Raw genomic sequence first — 16,867 nt, forward strand, 5'->3', positions numbered from 1 at the left:
TGCCGGCCATCGACGCCGCCATGCTGACGCGTGCGCGTGCGCTGGCGCTGCGATCGAAGCGCACGCTGGTTGAGGAACTGGAAGCTTTGTCGGGCATGGAGCCGCGGCTGGTGGTGCAGGCCCTGGCCCAGCCGTTCGGGCTGCAGGTGCTGGAGACGGCCGACATGCTGGCCATGCAGCCGGCGTTTGACTTGCTGCCGTTGTCGCAGGCGCTGGCGCGCCACTGCGTGCTGCTGCGCGCGGCCGACGGCGCGCTGATGGGCATGATCGACGATCCGTTCGACCTCGATCTGCAAACCTGGTTAAGTACGCAGGCGCGCGCCACGCCGCACGCGCCGCTGGCGGTGCGGCTGGCGCTGCGGGCCGACATTTCGGCTTATCTGTCCAAGCAGGAGGAATCGGCGCGCGCCACGGATTCGCTGCTGCCGGGCGCCAGCGAAGGCAGGCGTGACGGCAAGACGGCCGCCGTGCTGTCGTTCGCCTCCGTGTCGGAAGCGGCCAGCCCCGCCGTGCGGCTGGTCAATTCCACGCTGTACGACGCGCTCAAGGCCGGCGCCTCCGACATCCACCTCGAAAGCACGGCCGGCGGGCTGGCCGTCAAGTACCGGGTCGATGGTGTGCTCGATCATGCCACCTCCGTCAACGGCATCGAAGTGGCCGAGCAGATCATCTCGCGCCTGAAGGTGCTGGCCGAACTCGATATCGCCGAGCGCCGCGTGCCGCAGGACGGCAGCTTCCGGGTCGAGGCGGGCGGGCGCGAGATCGACTTGCGTGTCTCCATCATGCCCAGCATTCACGGCGAGGACGCGGTGATCCGTATCCTCGACAAGCGCGCCATGATCGAAGCCTACGGCGCGCTGACGCTGGAGGCGCTTGGTTTCGACGCGCCGTCGCTGGCCACGCTGCGGGTGCTGGCGCAGGAAGCCTACGGCATGCTGCTGGTGACGGGGCCGACCGGCTCTGGCAAGACCACCACGCTGTACGCGGCGCTGACGGAGATTCACAACGGGCGCGAGAAGATCATCACCATCGAAGACCCGGTCGAATATCAGTTGCCCGGCATCCTGCAGATTCCCGTCAACGAGAAGAAGGGCCTGACCTTCGCCAAGGGCCTGCGCTCCATCCTGCGCCACGACCCGGACAAGATCATGGTGGGCGAGATCCGCGACCGCGAGACGGCCGAAATCGCCGTGCAGTCGGCGCTCACGGGCCACCTGGTGCTGACCACGGTGCACGCCAATAACGTGTTCGACGTGTTCGGCCGCTTCACCCACATGGGCATCGATCCGTATGCTTTCGTGTCTGCCCTGAACGGCATCTGGGCCCAGCGCCTGGTGCGCATCAACTGCCCCCATTGCGCCGCGCCTTACACGCCGGACGAACAGGAACTGGCCAGCGTGGGCCTGACCTGGGCCGACGCCCAGGACTACCTGTTCATGCAGGGCAAAGGCTGCGGCGACTGCCGCGGCACCGGCTACAAGGGCCGCCGTTCGATCGCCGAAATCCTGACCCTGAACGACGAGATCCGCGAACTGATCGTCGACAAGCGGCCGATCCGCCAGATCAAGCAGGCCGCCCACGCCAACGGCACGCGCAGCCTGCGCCAGGCGGCGCTGGAACTGGTGCGGCGCGGCGGCACCACGCTGGCTGAAATCAAACGGGTGACCCTGCATGCGTAGATTGCCGGGACAAGCGTTGCGCATCGGCGTCTCCGCCGGCGCCGTCAGCCTGCTGCGCACCAGCCGCTGGCGCGCGGCCGGCCCGGCGCTGACGGTGCTGGCCGAACACGCGTTCTCGCCGGCCGGCGAACATCCCTTCGACGCCATCGGTAACGCGCTGCGCGCGCTGTTGAACGAGCAGCGGCTGGCCGGCTGGCCGGTCAGCATCGTGCTGGACGACGAACTGACGCGCCTGTGGCAGGTCACGCCGCCGGCCGGCGCCACGCGCCTGGCCGATATTGAAGCGGCGGCCGGCCTGCGCTTTCACACGCTGTATGGCGAACCGCCGGCCGCGTGGCGCATCGCCGCCGACTGGGACGCCAGCCATCCGTTCTTCGCCGCCGCCGTGCCGCGCACGCTGCTGATGGTGCTGGAGCAGGTGGCAAAGGAACACAAGCTGGCCATCGTCGAAGTGCTGCCCCAGTTTATCGCCGCGTGGAACCGTTGGCAGCGCGCCCTGACGCCCGGCGCCTGGTTCGGTGTAATGCACGACGGCTTGCTGACGGTGGGCGCGGTGGAAGGCAGACGCCTGCGCGCCGTGCGCGCGCTGCCGGTGCCGGCAGGCGCCGACCATTATTGGCTGACCCAGGCCCTGACGCGCGAAGCGCTGCTGCATCAACTGGCATTGCCGTCGCTGTTGCAACTGTGCGGCTCCGCGCCAGCCTTGTGGACTGGTCCCGTGAGCAATCCGGCCCACATCCGCTGCGCCGCGCTCGACCTGGCGCAGCGCGCCGGCGAGGCGGCATGGAGCAGCGCCGCCATGCTGGCCCGGCGCGGGAGCGTGGTATGAGACCGTTGCGCATCGACTTCGCGCCGCGCGGCTGGCGCCGCACGCTGTACCATCTGCATCCGGTCGTGCTGGTGGCGGGTGTGGCGGGCGTGTTGCTGTGCGTGAGCGCGGCGCTGGGCGGCTGGCATGTGATGGAACTGCGCCGCGCGCGCGAACTGGCCGTGCGCCAGATTGAGGAACGCCAGCAGGCGCAGCGCGCCAGGCCGGTGGCGGTGGCCGCCGTGGCGATCCCGGAAGCGCAGGCCACCTTCGTCAACGGCGCCGTCATGCAGCTCAACCTGCCGTGGCGTGACCTGCAGGACGCGGTGGCCGCCGCCACGCCGCCCACGGTGGCGCTGCTGGCGCTGGAGCCCGACCCGCGCAAGCGGGTGCTCAAGCTGACGGCTGAAACGAAGACCAGCGACGACATGATCGCCTACGTGGAGCAGCTCAAGGAGCAGGAAGTGTTCAGCGGGGTGCTGCTGACGCGCCATGAAATCAATGAGCAGGACAGCAACCATCCGTTGCGCTTCCAGCTTGAAGCCCGGTGGGGGGCGCGGTGAACGGCGCGCAGTTGTCGGCCTTTTCGGCTTTTGCCTTGCGCGCGCGCCTGGCGCTGGCGCGCGCAGGTGCGCCCGCGTGCGTGGCGGTGCTGCTGTGCGCGGCCGGCGTGGCCGGGTGGGCCTGGCTGTTGCCGCAGCGGGCCGCCTTGCTGGCGCAAGGCGCGCAACCTTTGCCCGTTACTGCAGCGGAGCCGCTGGTGAGCGCGCCGCCACCGCCGACGGCCGACCAGAACCTGGCCGCGTTCTACGACGTGCTGGGCGAGCAGCGCTACGCGGAGCAGCAAGTCAAGGTCTTGTTCGGACTGGCCGCCAAGGCCAACCTCGTGCTCAGCCAGGGCGAGTACAAATCGGCCTACGACAAGGCCAGCCGCGTGTCCACTTACCAGATCGTGCTGCCAGTGAAGGGACCGTATGCGGCCATCTGGCAGTTCACCTTGCAGGCGCTGCGCGCCATGCCGTTCGCCTCGCTCGATGAGGTGAGCTTCCGGCGCGACGCCATCGCCGACACTGCCGTCGAGGCGCGCATCCGCCTCACGCTGTACCTGAAGGATGCGCAAACGGTGGTGCAGCCATGAAGCCTTACCAGATCGTGATGGCGCTGGCGCTGGTGGGCGCGGCCGGACTGGCCCTGTTCGGGGACAAGACGCCGTCGTCAGACGTGGCCGAAGCCGTGGTGCGTCCGCGCGCGGCCGGCAAGCCCGCGCCTGCGCCCGCGCCCGCGCGGCGGACAGAATCGGCCAGCAGCGCCAGCGCTGCGGCCAGCAGCGGCCCCGCCATCCTGCCGCTGGTGCCGCGCGCGGAACTGGTGGGCGAGGATGGCGATGGCGCGTTCGCAGCCGGCAAGGGCGTGTTCCTGGGCCAGAACTGGACCCCGCCCGCGCCGCCACCGCCGCCACCGCCGCCACCACCGCCCCCGTCGGCGCCGCCGCTGCCGTTCACCTACATCGGCAAGGCCGTCGCCGATGGCGCGTGGGAAGTCTATTTGAGCCGCGCCGACAAGGTGTACGTGGTGCGCGCCAAGACCGTCATCGACGGCGTCTACCGGGTGGACGCGATCGCGCCGCCGCTGATGTCCGTCACCTATCTGCCCATGAACCTGGTTCAACAGCTCAATATTGGAGTGCTCGACTGATGCCTAGTCACCCACAGAAGCGCGCCGGCCGGCGCGTGCTGACGCATTTGACCCGTAGCCTGGCGTTGCCCGCGCTGGCGCTGGCGCTGGGCGGATGCGCCGCGCAACTGGCTTACCGCGACGGCCGCGACCTGGTCGAACATGACCAGGTGGAAGCGGGGTTGCGCAGGTTGCAGGACGCGATCGCGGCCGAACCGGGCAACGCGCAGTACCACGCGGCGTATCTGCAGGCGCGCGACCGCGCCACGGCGCGCTACCTGGAACAGGCGGAACGGGCGCTGGCCGCCGGCCAGTATCCGGCGGCCGAGCAGGGCTTCCAGCGCGTGCTGGCGCTGGACGTGGCCAATGAGCGGGCGCGCGCCGGCTTGCGTGCGCTGGACGCGGCGCAGCGCCAGGACAAGCTGCTGGCCAGCGCGCGCGAGCACGCGGGCAAGGGTGAATACGAGCTGGCCAGCCAGCAGCTGAACGCCATCCTGACCGAAACCCCCACCAACGAAGCAGCGCGCCAGCTGCTGCGCGAAGTGCAGGCCAAACTGGCGCCGCCGGTGGCCGAGAGCGGCCTGGCCAAGGCGTTCCGCCAGCCGATCTCGATCGAATTCCGCGATGCGCCGCTGAAGCAGGTGTTCGAGGTGATCGCGCGCCGCTCGGGCCTGAACTTCGTGTTCGACAAGGACGTCAAGACGGACCAGCGGGCCTCGATCTTCCTCAAGAACAGCACGGTGGAATCGGCCATCTACTTCCTGCTGATGACCAACCAGCTGGAACGGCAGGTCATGGACGGCAACACCATCCTGATCTATCCGAACGTGGCGGCCAAGCAGAAGGAATACCAGGAGATGGTGGTCAAGACCTTCTACCTGGCTAACGCCGAGGCCAAGCTGGTGGCCAACACGCTCAAGACCATCCTCAAGTCGCGCGACGTGGTGGTGGACGAGAAGCTCAACCTGCTGATCGTGCGCGACACGCCCGAAGCGATCCGCCTGGCCGAACGGCTGGTGGCGCTGCAGGACACGCCGGAAGCGGAAGTGATGCTGGAAGTGGAAATCCTGGAGGTCAAGCGCACCCGCCTGATGGAGCTGGGCGTGGCCTGGCCGGCCGGGGTGAGCCTGACGCCGCTGTCCACCTCGGGCGGCACCGGCCTGACCATCCGCGATTTGAACAACCTGAACCAGCGCAGCATCGGCGTCACCGGCGTGGGCGGCACGTTCAACGCCACCATCAACGCCAGCAAGACCGACGGCGACGCCAACCTGCTGGCCAATCCGCGCATCCGCGTGCGCAACAAGGAAAAGGCCAAGATCGTCATCGGCGACAAGGTGCCCGTGATTACCACCACCATTTCGCCCGGCGCGGGCGGCTTCGCCACGGAGTCGGTCAGCTATGTGGACGTGGGCTTGACGCTGAACGCGGAACCGACCATCTACCTGAACAACGAAGTGGGCATCCGCGTGCAGCTGGAAGTGAGCAACCTGGTCAACCAGATCCAGACCAAGTCCGGCACCACGGCCTACCAGATCGGCACACGCCAGGCGTCCACCATGCTGCAGTTGAAGGATGGCGAGAACCAGGTGCTGGCGGGGCTGATCAACAGCGAGGAACGCAGCACGGGCAGCCACGTGCCGGGCATCGGCGACCTGCCGTTGCTGGGCCGCCTGTTCGGCAGCAACCGCGATGACAACCAGAAGACGGAGATCGTGCTGTCGATCACGCCGCATTTGATCCGCAACGTGCAGCGGCCGGAGGCGCAGCTGTCCGAGTTCTCGGCCGGCACGGAAGCGAACTTCCGCCGCCGTCCCGACCTGGCGGCGCGCCCCGCGGCCCAGTTGCCGCCGCCGGCAGGGGCCCGTCCGGCATTGCCGGCACCGGCGGCACCGCAGGCGGGCGTGGCCAATATGACCACGCCGCCGCCCGCGCCCGCCGCTGCGCCACAAGCCGACGCCACGCCCCTGTCGCCGCCACCGTCCCAGGTGCAGCCTGGCCCACTGCCGCCATCGGCCGTGCAGCCGGCGCCGGTGGCCATTCCTGTGGCCGTGCCCGCCGCCGTGCCCACGCCGGAGACGGCGCCGCCAGTTGAGCCGGCGCACGCGCAGGGGCAGTGATGGCATCCATGCGGCGGGTGCGCGCCGGCGGCTTCACGCTGATCGAATTGCTGGTCACGCTGGCCATCCTGGGCTTGCTGGGCACGCTCGTGATCCCGGCCGCGCAGGTGACGATACAGCGCCGCCAGGAGCAGGACTTGCGCTACGCGCTGCATGAAATCCGCGAGGCCATCGACGCCTACAAGCAGGCCTACGACGATGGCCGCATCACCAGGACGCTGGGGGCTAACGGCTATCCGAAGACGCTGGAGGTGCTGGTCGATGGCGTGCCCGACCTGCGCAATCCCAAGCGCAGCAAGATGTACTTCCTGCGCCGCGTGCCGCGCGATCCGTTCAACCCCGACACGGCCGTCAGCGATGCGGCATCGTGGGGCAAGCGCAGCTACGCCAGCGAGGCGGACGAACCCAAGGAGGGCGAGGATGTGTATGACGTCTACAGCACCAGTGAGCGGGTGGGCCTGAACGGCATCCCGTACCGCAAATGGTGATGCCGATGAAACGACGGGCGGCCGGCTTCACGCTGATCGAGCTGCTGGTGGTGCTGGGCATCGTGGCGTTGATGCTGACGCTGGCCGTGCCGCGCTACTTCCCCAGCATCGACAAGTCCAAGGAGATCGTCTTGGCCGATAACCTGCGCAACCTGCGTGGCGTGATCGACCAGTATTACGGCGACACGGGCCGCTATCCCGATTCGCTGGAACAACTGGTGGAGAAGAAATACCTGCGCGAGATGCCCGTCGATCCCATCACGGACAGCAGCACCACCTGGATCGTGCTGCCGCCCGAGGATGGCAGCAAGGGTGGGGTCTACACCATCAAGAGCGGAGCGCCCGGCAATGACCGCAGCGGCAAGCCTTACAGCGAATGGTAGGAGGGCGGCCGGGCAGGGCGGCTTCACCTACCTGAGCGTGATCGTGCTGGTGGCCATCATCGGCCTGGTGACGGCCACCACGCTCAAGGTGGGCAGCGTGCTGCAGCGCAGCCGGGCCGAACGCGAACTACTGTATATCGGCGCCGCGTTCAGCGACGCGCTGCAAAGCTATGCCAGCGCCACCCCGCCTGGCCAGCCGGCGCAGCCGGCCACGCTCAAGGACCTGCTGAAAGACCCGCGCTTTCCTGGCACCCGGCGCCACTTGCGCAAGATTTTCGTCGATCCCGTCACGGGCAAGGCTGAATGGGGACTGGTGCGGCTGGGCGAAGGCGAGGGCAAGGACGCAGGCAAGGGCGACGGCAAGGGCGGCATCGTGGCCGTGTACAGCCTGTCGGATGCGCGGCCGGTCAAGGTTGGCAATTTCCCTACCCGTTTCCAGGCGTTCGAGGGCAGGGCGCATCTCTCGGACTGGAAATTCACGCTGACGGGCAAGCCAGCCACGGCCGCGCCTGTGGCGCCGGCACCACCATCGATTCCGCTCAAGCACGATGAGGGCCCGGCCAGCGGCCAGCCGGCCGCAGCGCCAGCCTCCAGTGCGCCGGCTGCCGCGCCGACCCCGGCCTCGCACCCTGACCATGACAGCACTGCCTCGCCGGCCGAGCCGGCCGAGCCGGCCGCGCCACCAACGGAAGCGGCGCCAACAGCGGCTGAGCATCAATAACGTTCAAGCCGCAGCACGTCAAAAATCACCCATTGTCACAAAAATAGTGTGTTACGGAAATGCTTTTCTCGTCATATGAGATGTTGATAAAAAACAATTCAAAATAGAAAATTTACAATGTGAATTAATGTAAATATGTTACTATTTGCCTCAGCAGTACTTCCCACAACCCTCGATGCCAGTATGGCATCCTTACTTTGGTGATTCTCATATGAAAATGAATGCAAAGTCTGTAGTAGCTGCCGTATTGTTTGCCAGCGCAGGTTTCATCGCGCAGGGCGCAAGCGCTGCCACCGCGACGTTTGATGCTGACGGGTTTGCCGATTTCCACAGCGACGCGTTTGCTGCCGGCACCACCACCTTCCACCAGACCGTGACCTTCACTGGCCTGGCTGCCGGCCAGTACAATATCGAAGCGTCGATCAGCGGTACCCGCCTGTTCTTCTCGCCCAACAACGCCACCGGCGGCGTTTGGCTCGATGGCCATTCCTTCGTCCTGTCCGAAGGCACCCAGACCGGCAAGCTGAAATCGGGTAACCTGGTGTACACCGGTGGCGCACCGCTGACCATGGATGTCTGGGGCAAGATCGACGGTTCGTACAAGCAGGCTTACTTCAATGGTTCCGTATCGGTGACGGCCGTGCCTGAGCCAGAAACCTATGGCATGCTGCTGGGCGGCCTGGCGCTGATGGGCGTCGTGGCCCGCCGCAAGGCCAAGAAGTCGGCCTGATTCGCCGCAAGCATAAAAAAAACCCGCCGCGGCGGGTTTTTTTTCGTCCGTCGCCGGCGCGTCTTAACGTGCGGTGCGCTTGAAGTCGCGCAGGCGGAAGCCCATCGCCAGCAGGGCGCCGAAATAGACGGCGCCGCTGAACCCGATCACGAGGAACAGGGCGCCGGCGCGCAGCAGCACATGGCGCTGCATGCCCAGCCAGTCCACCAGGCTGGCGCTGTACCAGGCGGCTGCGCCCATGGCGGCGCAGGCCAGCGCCACCCGCACGAAGAACCAGCCCCAGCCGGGCAGGGGGCGGTAGATGCCGCGCTTGCGCAAGCCCGTGTACAGGAAGCTGGCGTTGACGCAGGCGCCCAGCCCGATCGACAGCGCCAGGCCGGCCACGGCGATGTAGGGTACGAACAGCATATTCATCAACTGCGTCGCCACCAGCACGCCCACGGCGATCTTGACGGGGGTGCGGATATCCTGGCGGGCGTAGAACGCGGGCGCCAGCGTCTTGACCAGGATGATGCCGAGCAAGCCCACGCTGTAGGCGATCAGGGGCCGGGCCGACATGGCGGCTGCGTGGTCGGAGAATTTACCGTAATGGAACAGCGTCGTGATCAATGGTTCGGCCAGCGTGGCCATGCCCACGGCCGACGGCAGGGCCAGCAGGAAGGTCAGGCGCAGGCCCCAGTCCAGCAGGTTGGAGTATTCCTCGGTATCGCCATCGGCGTTGGCCTTGGACAGGCTGGGCAACAATATCGTGCCCAGCGCCACGCCCAGCATGGCGGTGGGGAATTCCATCAGCCGGTCGGCATAGGACAACCAGGAAATGCTGCCCTCGGCCAGCCGCGAGGCGATGCTGGTGTTGATCATCAGGCTGATCTGGGCCGCCGACACGGCGAACACGGCCGGCCCCATTTTCTTGAGCACGCGGCGCACGCCGGGGTCGCCCAGGCCGGCGGCCGGGTTCAGCGACAGGCGCGGCAGCATGCCGATGCGCACCAGGGCCGGAATCTGCATGCCCACCTGCAGCAAGCCCCCCACGAACACGGCGATGGCCATGGCGTAGATGGGCTGGGCCAGGTGCGACTGCAGGAACAGCGAGGCGGTGATGAACGACAGGTTCAGCAGCACCGGCGTGAAGGCGGGAATCTTGAATTCGCGCCAGGTGTTGAGGATGCCCCCGGCCAGCGCCACGAAGGACATGAAGCTAATATAAGGGAACATCAGGCGCGTCATCCACACGGCCGCGTCGAACGCGCCCGGCTCGGCGCGCAGGCCGGTGGCGATCAGGTAGACGAACACGGGCGCGCCGATGATGCCGGCCACGCTCACCAGCAGGGTGGCCCACACCAGCGTGTTGGCCACGTGGTCGGCCAGCGTCTTGCTTGCCTGCTGGCCGTACTGGGTCTTGTACTCGGACAGGATGGGCACGAACGCTTGCGAGAACGCGCCTTCGGCGAACAAGCGCCGCAGCAGGTTGGGGATGCGGAAGGCGACGATGAAGGCGTCGGTGTAGGCGCCGGCGCCAAAGGCCCGTGCGAACAGGGTTTCGCGCAACAGGCCCGTCACGCGCGAGAGCAGGGTCATGCTGGAGATGCCAGCCAGGGTTTTGAGCAGGTTCATGGGCCGAGATTATAGCGGTTGCAATAGTGCTCACGCGCATGTCGCGCTAGAATAGTTGGCCGTGGCGGACGCAGCTGGCTCCCGGGGCCTTGCAATTTTCTGAATTTTTGAATTGCTCCGGTTGAAAAACATCGCTATAATCGAAGGCTGTACAGAATTCTGTAATGCAGACACGAATGTTTGGCAGGCAGTAGTTTGACTCACATGGTTCGGCAGCTGCACTGAACGCACCTGTTTGGCAAACAATAATGTTTGCAAACGCACTTTGACCCTGATTTAGGAAATTCCATGGCAAATACCGCACAAGCGCGCAAACGCGCTCGTCAAGCAGTTAAGCAAAACGCACACAACTCGTCCCAGCGTTCGACCCTGCGCACCGCGATCAAAGCGGTACGTAAGGCTATCCAGGGTGGCGACAAAGCGGCTGCGACCGCAATCTTCCAGGCATCCGTGTCGACCATCGACAGCATCGCTGACAAGAAGATCATCCACAAAAACAAGGCCGCTCGCCACAAGAGCCGCCTGGCAGCTGCCCTGAAGGCACTGTCCGCTTAATTTCCTGCTGCTTGCGGCCCAGGCCGCGACAGGGAGTACAGCAAGAACCCGCCTGACCTCTGGTCAGCGCGGGTTTTGTCGTTTGCACATGCGCAATGCGCGCGTGCCCCCCTGCGTCGTTGTCATCGTCATGCGCTGGCGACGGGCGTAAAAAAAGGCAGGACGCGCCTGCCTTTTTGATGGAGCCGGAAAGATTACTTGGCCGCTGGTGCCGAAGCTTCAGCGGAAGCCGATGCCGAAGCTGCTTTCTTGGCTTTCTTGGCTTTCTTGGCTTTCTTCGCAGGAGCAGCGGCTTCGGCCGAAGCGGATGCGGAAGCAGCGGAAGCCATCGGAGCGGAAGCAGCAGCGGATGCCGACGCTGGAGCAGCGGCGAAAGCGGAAGCGGCGAACAGGGATGCAACCAGAGCAGCGATGATTTTAGACATGTCAGTTCCTTTGGCGGTTGAAGAAATCAAGGATTCAAGTGAATCTGCTCCCCTTAACGTGGGCAGGAAATTGTCGGTTGACATGATTTTTCAAAAAAAATGCAAAATATCTGAAAATCTTTTGTTGCGCCGCCGTATGGTCGCGCCGCTTTATTGACCGGAACCGTTGACCAGTTCGGCCGGCGTCACGGCGCGCCATTCGCCCGGCATCAGCGGGTGGCTGGCCAGCGATATGGCGCCGATGGCGCTGCGCACCAGGCGCAGCGTGGGCAGGCCGACGGCCGCCGTCATGCGCCGCACCTGGCGGTTCTTGCCTTCCTGCAGGGTGATGGCCAGCCAGCTGGTGGGCTGGTCGGCGCGCTGGCGGATCGGCGGGTTGCGCGGCCACAGCCATTCGGGCTCGGCGATGCGCACGGCTTTGCATGGCAAGGTGGTGAAGTCGCCCAGGTTGATGGGCGCTTGCAGCCGCGCCAGGCTGTCCGCGTCCGGCACGCCCTCCACCTGCACCAAATAAGTCTTGGCTTGTTTATGGTCGGGGTGGGCAATGTCGTGCTGCAACTTGCCGTCGTCGGTCAGCAGCAGCAAGCCTTCGCTGTCGGCGTCGAGCCGGCCGGCCGGGTAGATGTTGGGGATGTGCAGGTAGTCGGCCAGCGTGGGACGCCCGTCCTGCGCGGAGAACTGGCACAGAACCTGGAACGGCTTGTTGAATAGTATCAAAGACATATTTATATGAGGATCAATTGTGGTGTAGGCTTAAACGCCGGCGGCGAAAAAGCCATAGCGCCTGGCAAAATACTGGTGCATAATGTGAAACGCCTGTCTTATGTCTTATAGAAGACTCGGAGTAAGACTCAGCCAAACCGTGGTAAATTGGTAACAAATCAGATTGCAGATCATGCCCTGGGAGCGCAACGACGTTGTCGCTTGCCGAGCGTCCACTTCGGAGAACACGATGTATCAACATATCAAAGTACCTGCTGACGGCCAGAAAATCACCGTCAATGCCGATTTTTCCCTGAATGTACCAGATAACCCCATCGTTCCCTACATCGAGGGTGACGGCACCGGCGTCGACATCAGCCCGGTGATGATCAAAGTGATCGACGCGGCCGTGGCCAAGGCTTACGGCGGCAAGCGCAAGATCAGCTGGATGGAAATCTACGCGGGCGAGAAGTCGACCACCGTGTACGGCCCCGATGTGTGGCTGCCCGATGAAACGCTGCAAGTGCTGAAGGATTACGTCGTCTCCATCAAGGGCCCGCTGACCACCCCGGTCGGCGGCGGCATCCGTTCGCTCAACGTGGCGCTGCGCCAGCAACTGGACCTGTACGTCTGCCTGCGCCCCGTGCGCTACTTCACGGGCGTGCCTTCGCCCGTGAAAGAGCCGGAGAAGACCGACATGGTGATCTTCCGCGAAAATTCGGAAGACATCTACGCCGGCATCGAGTGGGCCGAAGGTTCGGACAACGCCAAGAAACTGATCGACTTCCTGGTCAAGGAAATGGGCGTGACCAAGATCCGCTTCCCGGAAACGTCGGGCATCGGCATCAAGCCCGTGTCGCGCCAGGGTACCCAGCGCCTGGTGCGCAAGGCCATCCAGTACGCGATCGACAATGACAAGCCATCGGTGACCATCGTTCACAAGGGCAACATCATGAAGTACACGGAAGGTGGTTTCCGTGACTGGGCGTATGAACTGGCCCAGAAGGAATTCGGCGCCGAGCTGATCGATGGCGGCCCATGGTGCAAGTTCAAGAATCCCAAGACCGGCCGCGAGATCACGGTCAAGGATTCGATCGCTGATGCATTCCTGCAACAGATCCTGCTGCGTCCGGCCGAGTACAGCGTGATCGCCACCCTGAACCTGAACGGCGACTACATCTCGGACGCGCTGGCGGCCCAGGTGGGCGGCATCGGCATCGCGCCGGGCGCCAACCTGTCGGACTCGGTGGCCATGTTCGAAGCCACCCACGGCACCGCACCGAAATACGCCGGCAAGGACTATGTGAACCCCGGTTCGCTGATCCTGTCGGCCGAAATGATGCTGCGCCACATGGGCTGGACCGAGGCGGCCGACCTGGTGATCGATTCGATGCAGAAATCGATCGCCTCCAAGCGCGTCACCTACGACTTCGCGCGCCTGATGGAAGGCGCGACCCAGGTGTCGTGCTCGGGCTTCGGCGATGTGATGATCGCCAATATGTAAGCAGTGGCGCGGCCCGCGCCGCGCTGCCGGCAAGCCCCGTTCTCGCGAGAGGGCGGGGCTTTTTGCTGGGCGTGGCCGTGACATGCGCGCAACAGCCGGCCCGGCGTCGGGACGAAAAAAAACCCCGCGAGGCGGGGTTTTCGACTTCCGCAGCGGCGCTTAGGCCGACTGGATGTTGGAAGCTTGCTTGCCTTTAGGGCCTTGCGTGACTTCGAACTGAACTTTTTGACCTTCTTTGAGGGTCTTGAAACCGTTCATGTTGATTGCGGAGAAGTGAGCGAACAAATCTTCGCCGCCGTCATCTGGAGTGATGAAGCCAAAACCTTTGGAATCATTGAACCACTTAACAGTACCTGTTGCCATAAAAAGAACTTTCAAATAAAAACTGATCACACGAGCCATAAAGGCAAGAAGCTTCTTGCCCCCTCCTCACGCCTCACTTCTTATCAACATGTACATTGCTGCACAGCGTCGATAACGCATTGTTAGCGCGTGGATTTTTAAAGTCAAGCGCTTTCGAGAGCGTTTTGCTATTTTTAAGACAATTGGCATAAAAACAACTCTTGAATTCGCCGCCCCGGGCGCCATCTGCGCGGGGATGAGAAAGCGCGTAAGATGGACAACAATTGGATATGCGCTGAGAAATGCGCATTGCATCAAACCCGAAAGCATTAGAATATAAGCGTATGGCAACCAAGCATGACACCGAAACCCTGCTGGAGCGGCAGACGCTGAAGCCGCCACCTCTCTACCAGGTGGCGCTGCTCAATGATGACTACACGCCGATGGAATTCGTCGTGGCCATCATCCAGGAGTATTTCAACAAGGACAGAGAAACGGCCACGCAAATCATGCTCAGCGTGCACCAGCACGGCAAGGGTGTGTGTGGCGTGTTTTCCAAGGATGTAGCCTGTACCAAAGTGGAGTTCGTTTTAACGCATGCGCGCAAGGCAGGCCACCCCCTGCAGTGTGTGATGGAGGAAGTATGATCGCGCAGGAATTGGAAGTAAGTTTGCACATGGCGTTTGTCGAAGCCCGACAGGCACGGCACGAATTCATCACCGTCGAGCATTTGCTGCTGGCGCTGCTGGACAACCCGTCGGCGGCTGAAGTGTTGCGCGCCTGCGCCGTCAATATCGAGGACTTGCGCAAGACGCTGACCAACTTTATCGGTGACAACACGCCCACCGTGCCCGGCACGGGCGAGGTGGATACCCAGCCCACGCTCGGTTTCCAGCGCGTGATCCAGCGCGCCATCATGCACGTGCAGTCCGCGTCCAACGGCAAGAAGGAAGTGACGGGCGCCAACGTGCTGGTGGCCATCTTCGGCGAGAAGGACTCGCATGCCGTGTACTACCTGCACCAGCAGGGCGTGACGCGGCTGGACGTGGTCAACTTCATTTCGCACGGCGTGCGCAAGGACCAGGCTTCCGAGAGCGCCAAGGCGTCCGAAGGCGTGGAAGAGGGCGCGCCGTCCGACGGCCAGCAGAAGGAAAGCCCGCTCGACCAGTTCACCCAGAACCTCAACAAGGCCGCCGCCGAAGGCAAGATCGATCCGCTGATCGGCCGCGAGGACGAGGTTGACCGCGTGATCCAGGTGTTGTGCCGCCGCCGCAAGAACAACCCGCTGCTGGTGGGCGAGGCCGGCGTGGGCAAGACCGCCATCGCCGAAGGCCTGGCCTACCGTATCACCCAGAACGATGTGCCCGACATCCTGCAGCACGCCGTCGTCTATTCGCTCGACATGGGCGCGCTGCTGGCCGGCACCAAGTACCGCGGCGACTTCGAGCAGCGCCTCAAGGCCGTGCTCAAGCAGCTCAAGGACAACCCGAACGGCATCCTGTTCATCGACGAGATCCACACCATCATCGGCGCCGGTTCCGCGTCGGGCGGCACGCTGGACGCGTCCAACCTGCTGAAACCGGTCCTGGCCAACGGCCAGCTCAAGTGCATCGGCGCCACCACCTACACGGAATTCCGTGGCGTGTTCGAGAAGGACCACGCGCTGAGCCGCCGCTTCCAGAAAGTGGACGTGAACGAGCCGACCGTCGAGCAGACCGTGCAGATCCTGCGCGGCCTCAAGTCGCGCTTCGAGGAGCACCACGGCGTCAAGTACTCGTCGTCGGCGCTGTCGACGGCGGCTGAACTGGCGGCCCGCTTCATCAACGACCGCCACCTGCCCGACAAGGCCATCGACGTGATCGACGAGGCTGGGGCCGCGCAGCGCATCCTGCCTAAATCGAAGCAGAAGAAAACCATCGGCAAGACGGAGATCGAGGACATCATCGCCAAGATCGCCCGCATCCCGCCGCAGACCGTCAACCAGGACGACCGCAGCAAGCTGCAGACCATCGACCGCGACCTGCGCAACGTCGTGTTCGGGCAGGATCCCGCCATCGAAGCACTGGCCTCGGCCATCAAGATGGCGCGCGCCGGCCTGGGCAAGACCGACAAGCCGATCGGCTCCTTCCTGTTCTCCGGCCCCACCGGCGTGGGCAAGACGGAAGTGGCCAAGCAGCTGGCCTTCATCCTCGGCATCGAGCTGATCCGCTTCGACATGTCCGAGTACATGGAGCGCCATGCCGTGAGCCGCCTGATCGGCGCGCCGCCCGGTTACGTGGGCTTCGACCAGGGCGGTCTGCTGACCGAAGCGATCACCAAGAAGCCGCACGCCGTGCTGCTGCTGGACGAGATCGAGAAGGCGCACCCGGACATCTTCAACATCCTGCTGCAGGTGATGGACCATGGCACGCTGACCGACAACAACGGACGCAAGGCCGACTTCCGCAACGTGATCATCATCATGACCACCAACGCGGGCGCCGAGAGCTTGCAGAAGACGTCGATCGGCTTCACCAGCTCCAAGCAGTCGGGCGACGAGATGGCCGACATCAAGCGCATGTTCACGCCGGAGTTCCGCAACCGCATCGATGCCACCATCAGCTTCCGCGCGCTGGACGAGGAAATCATCCTGCGCGTGGTCGACAAGTTCCTGATGCAGCTGGAAGAGCAGCTGCACGAGAAGAAGGTGGAAGCCATCTTCACCGAGAAGCTGCGCAAGTTCCTCGCCAAGAAGGGCTTCGACCCGCTGATGGGCGCGCGCCCGATGTCGCGCCTGATCCAGGACATGATCCGCAAGGCGCTAGCCGACGAGCTGCTGTTCGGCCGCCTGGTGACCGGTGGCCGGGTGACGGTGGACCTGGACGAGAAGGACCAGGTCAAGCTGGAATTCCCGGAATCGGACGCCGCGCCGACGCCGCCGCCGGAGACGGTGGAAGTGGATTAAGCCGTTTGACGGTGAACAGAAAACCCGCATCGCCCGATGCGGGTTTTTTTATTTGGTGCGCCCAGCATGGGCGCACTCCTGTGGGTGCAAGTCCCGCCGCGAGCTGACCACAGTGAGCGAAGTGAAGCGCAACTGCGGAAGGGTAACTGACTGTGGGAAGGAAGCGTGGAGCATAAAT

General features: G+C 64.3%; 18 protein-coding genes. 15 read left to right on the forward strand and 3 right to left on the reverse strand.

Annotated features, from left to right (window positions below; genetic code table 11):
• The first annotated feature begins 20 nt into the window (after positions 1 to 20).
• The 10 genes from H3H36_RS19810 to H3H36_RS19855 all read left to right on the forward strand — a co-directional run bounded on the left by H3H36_RS19810 (position 21) and on the right by H3H36_RS19855 (position 8,603).
• On the forward strand, positions 21 to 1,679 hold the full coding sequence (locus H3H36_RS19810) for a GspE/PulE family protein (RefSeq protein ID WP_182219836.1): 1,659 nt from the start codon (positions 21 to 23) through the stop codon (positions 1,677 to 1,679).
• On the forward strand, positions 1,672 to 2,508 hold the full coding sequence (locus tag H3H36_RS19815; RefSeq protein ID WP_182219810.1) for a hypothetical protein: 837 nt from the start codon (positions 1,672 to 1,674) through the stop codon (positions 2,506 to 2,508). The genes H3H36_RS19810 and H3H36_RS19815 overlap by 8 nt, the downstream gene beginning before the upstream one ends.
• Entirely contained in the window at positions 2,505 to 3,050 is a 546-nt protein-coding gene (locus tag H3H36_RS19820; RefSeq protein WP_182219811.1) for a hypothetical protein, read from the forward strand. The genes H3H36_RS19815 and H3H36_RS19820 overlap by 4 nt, the downstream gene beginning before the upstream one ends.
• A gap of 11 nt (positions 3,051 to 3,061) precedes the next feature.
• On the forward strand, positions 3,062 to 3,625 hold the full coding sequence (locus H3H36_RS19825; protein ID WP_220459804.1) for a hypothetical protein: 564 nt from the start codon (positions 3,062 to 3,064) through the stop codon (positions 3,623 to 3,625).
• Positions 3,622 to 4,182 carry a hypothetical protein gene (locus tag H3H36_RS19830; RefSeq protein WP_182219813.1) on the forward strand — a complete coding sequence of 187 codons (561 nt, stop codon included), beginning with the start codon at positions 3,622 to 3,624 and terminating at the stop codon, positions 4,180 to 4,182. The genes H3H36_RS19825 and H3H36_RS19830 overlap by 4 nt, the downstream gene beginning before the upstream one ends.
• Positions 4,182 to 6,281, forward strand: coding sequence for a secretin GspD/PilQ domain-containing protein (locus H3H36_RS19835; RefSeq protein WP_182219814.1), 2,100 nt, complete (start codon positions 4,182 to 4,184; stop codon positions 6,279 to 6,281). Before H3H36_RS19830 ends, H3H36_RS19835 begins: the two co-directional genes overlap by 1 nt.
• A gap of 8 nt (positions 6,282 to 6,289) precedes the next feature.
• Positions 6,290 to 6,769, forward strand: coding sequence for a type II secretion system protein (locus H3H36_RS19840; protein ID WP_375539608.1), 480 nt, complete (start codon positions 6,290 to 6,292; stop codon positions 6,767 to 6,769).
• Positions 6,770 to 6,774: 5 nt separating this feature from the next.
• Complete coding sequence (locus tag H3H36_RS19845) at positions 6,775 to 7,152, forward strand: type II secretion system protein (RefSeq protein WP_375539607.1); 378 nt, start codon at positions 6,775 to 6,777, stop codon at positions 7,150 to 7,152.
• Positions 7,118 to 7,873 carry a type II secretion system protein gene (locus H3H36_RS19850; RefSeq protein WP_182219817.1) on the forward strand — a complete coding sequence of 252 codons (756 nt, stop codon included), beginning with the start codon at positions 7,118 to 7,120 and terminating at the stop codon, positions 7,871 to 7,873. The genes H3H36_RS19845 and H3H36_RS19850 overlap by 35 nt, the downstream gene beginning before the upstream one ends.
• A gap of 211 nt (positions 7,874 to 8,084) precedes the next feature.
• Positions 8,085 to 8,603 carry an FxDxF family PEP-CTERM protein gene (locus H3H36_RS19855; RefSeq protein ID WP_220459806.1) on the forward strand — a complete coding sequence of 173 codons (519 nt, stop codon included), beginning with the start codon at positions 8,085 to 8,087 and terminating at the stop codon, positions 8,601 to 8,603.
• Positions 8,604 to 8,666: 63 nt separating this feature from the next.
• Here H3H36_RS19855 and murJ read toward each other — a convergent pair whose 3' ends face one another.
• Positions 8,667 to 10,217 carry a murein biosynthesis integral membrane protein MurJ gene (murJ, locus tag H3H36_RS19860; protein ID WP_182219819.1) on the reverse strand — a complete coding sequence of 517 codons (1,551 nt, stop codon included), beginning with the start codon at positions 10,215 to 10,217 and terminating at the stop codon, positions 8,667 to 8,669.
• A gap of 288 nt (positions 10,218 to 10,505) precedes the next feature.
• Here murJ and rpsT point away from each other — a divergent pair, with 288 nt between their 5' ends.
• On the forward strand, positions 10,506 to 10,772 hold the full coding sequence (gene rpsT / locus H3H36_RS19865; RefSeq protein WP_182161499.1) for a 30S ribosomal protein S20: 267 nt from the start codon (positions 10,506 to 10,508) through the stop codon (positions 10,770 to 10,772).
• A 198-nt stretch (positions 10,773 to 10,970) separates the two neighbouring features.
• Positions 10,971 to 11,354, forward strand: coding sequence for a hypothetical protein (locus H3H36_RS19870; protein WP_182219820.1), 384 nt, complete (start codon positions 10,971 to 10,973; stop codon positions 11,352 to 11,354).
• On the opposite strand, the gene H3H36_RS19875 is transcribed toward H3H36_RS19870, so the two are convergent.
• Positions 11,348 to 11,920 (reverse strand): pseudouridine synthase, encoded by a 573-nt coding sequence (locus H3H36_RS19875; RefSeq protein WP_182219821.1) that lies wholly within the window; start codon positions 11,918 to 11,920, stop codon positions 11,348 to 11,350. The genes H3H36_RS19870 and H3H36_RS19875 overlap by 7 nt on opposite strands.
• Positions 11,921 to 12,149: 229 nt before the next feature.
• Between H3H36_RS19875 and icd the strand changes: the two genes are divergently transcribed.
• Positions 12,150 to 13,403, forward strand: coding sequence for an NADP-dependent isocitrate dehydrogenase (gene icd, locus H3H36_RS19880; RefSeq protein WP_182219822.1), 1,254 nt, complete (start codon positions 12,150 to 12,152; stop codon positions 13,401 to 13,403).
• Positions 13,404 to 13,562: 159 nt separating this feature from the next.
• On the opposite strand, the gene cspE is transcribed toward icd, so the two are convergent.
• Positions 13,563 to 13,766, reverse strand: coding sequence for a transcription antiterminator/RNA stability regulator CspE (gene cspE, locus H3H36_RS19885; protein ID WP_008446468.1), 204 nt, complete (start codon positions 13,764 to 13,766; stop codon positions 13,563 to 13,565).
• A 323-nt stretch (positions 13,767 to 14,089) separates the two neighbouring features.
• Between cspE and clpS the strand changes: the two genes are divergently transcribed.
• Together clpS and clpA are read left to right on the forward strand one after the other, a co-directional pair.
• Positions 14,090 to 14,392, forward strand: coding sequence for an ATP-dependent Clp protease adapter ClpS (gene clpS / locus H3H36_RS19890; RefSeq protein WP_182219823.1), 303 nt, complete (start codon positions 14,090 to 14,092; stop codon positions 14,390 to 14,392).
• On the forward strand, positions 14,389 to 16,689 hold the full coding sequence (clpA, locus tag H3H36_RS19895; protein WP_182219824.1) for an ATP-dependent Clp protease ATP-binding subunit ClpA: 2,301 nt from the start codon (positions 14,389 to 14,391) through the stop codon (positions 16,687 to 16,689). Before clpS ends, clpA begins: the two co-directional genes overlap by 4 nt.
• The last annotated feature ends 178 nt before the right edge of the window (positions 16,690 to 16,867 follow it).

The organism is Rugamonas fusca (assembly GCF_014042365.1).
In the GTDB taxonomy this organism is placed as follows: Bacteria; Pseudomonadota; Gammaproteobacteria; order Burkholderiales; family Burkholderiaceae_D; genus Rugamonas; species Rugamonas fusca.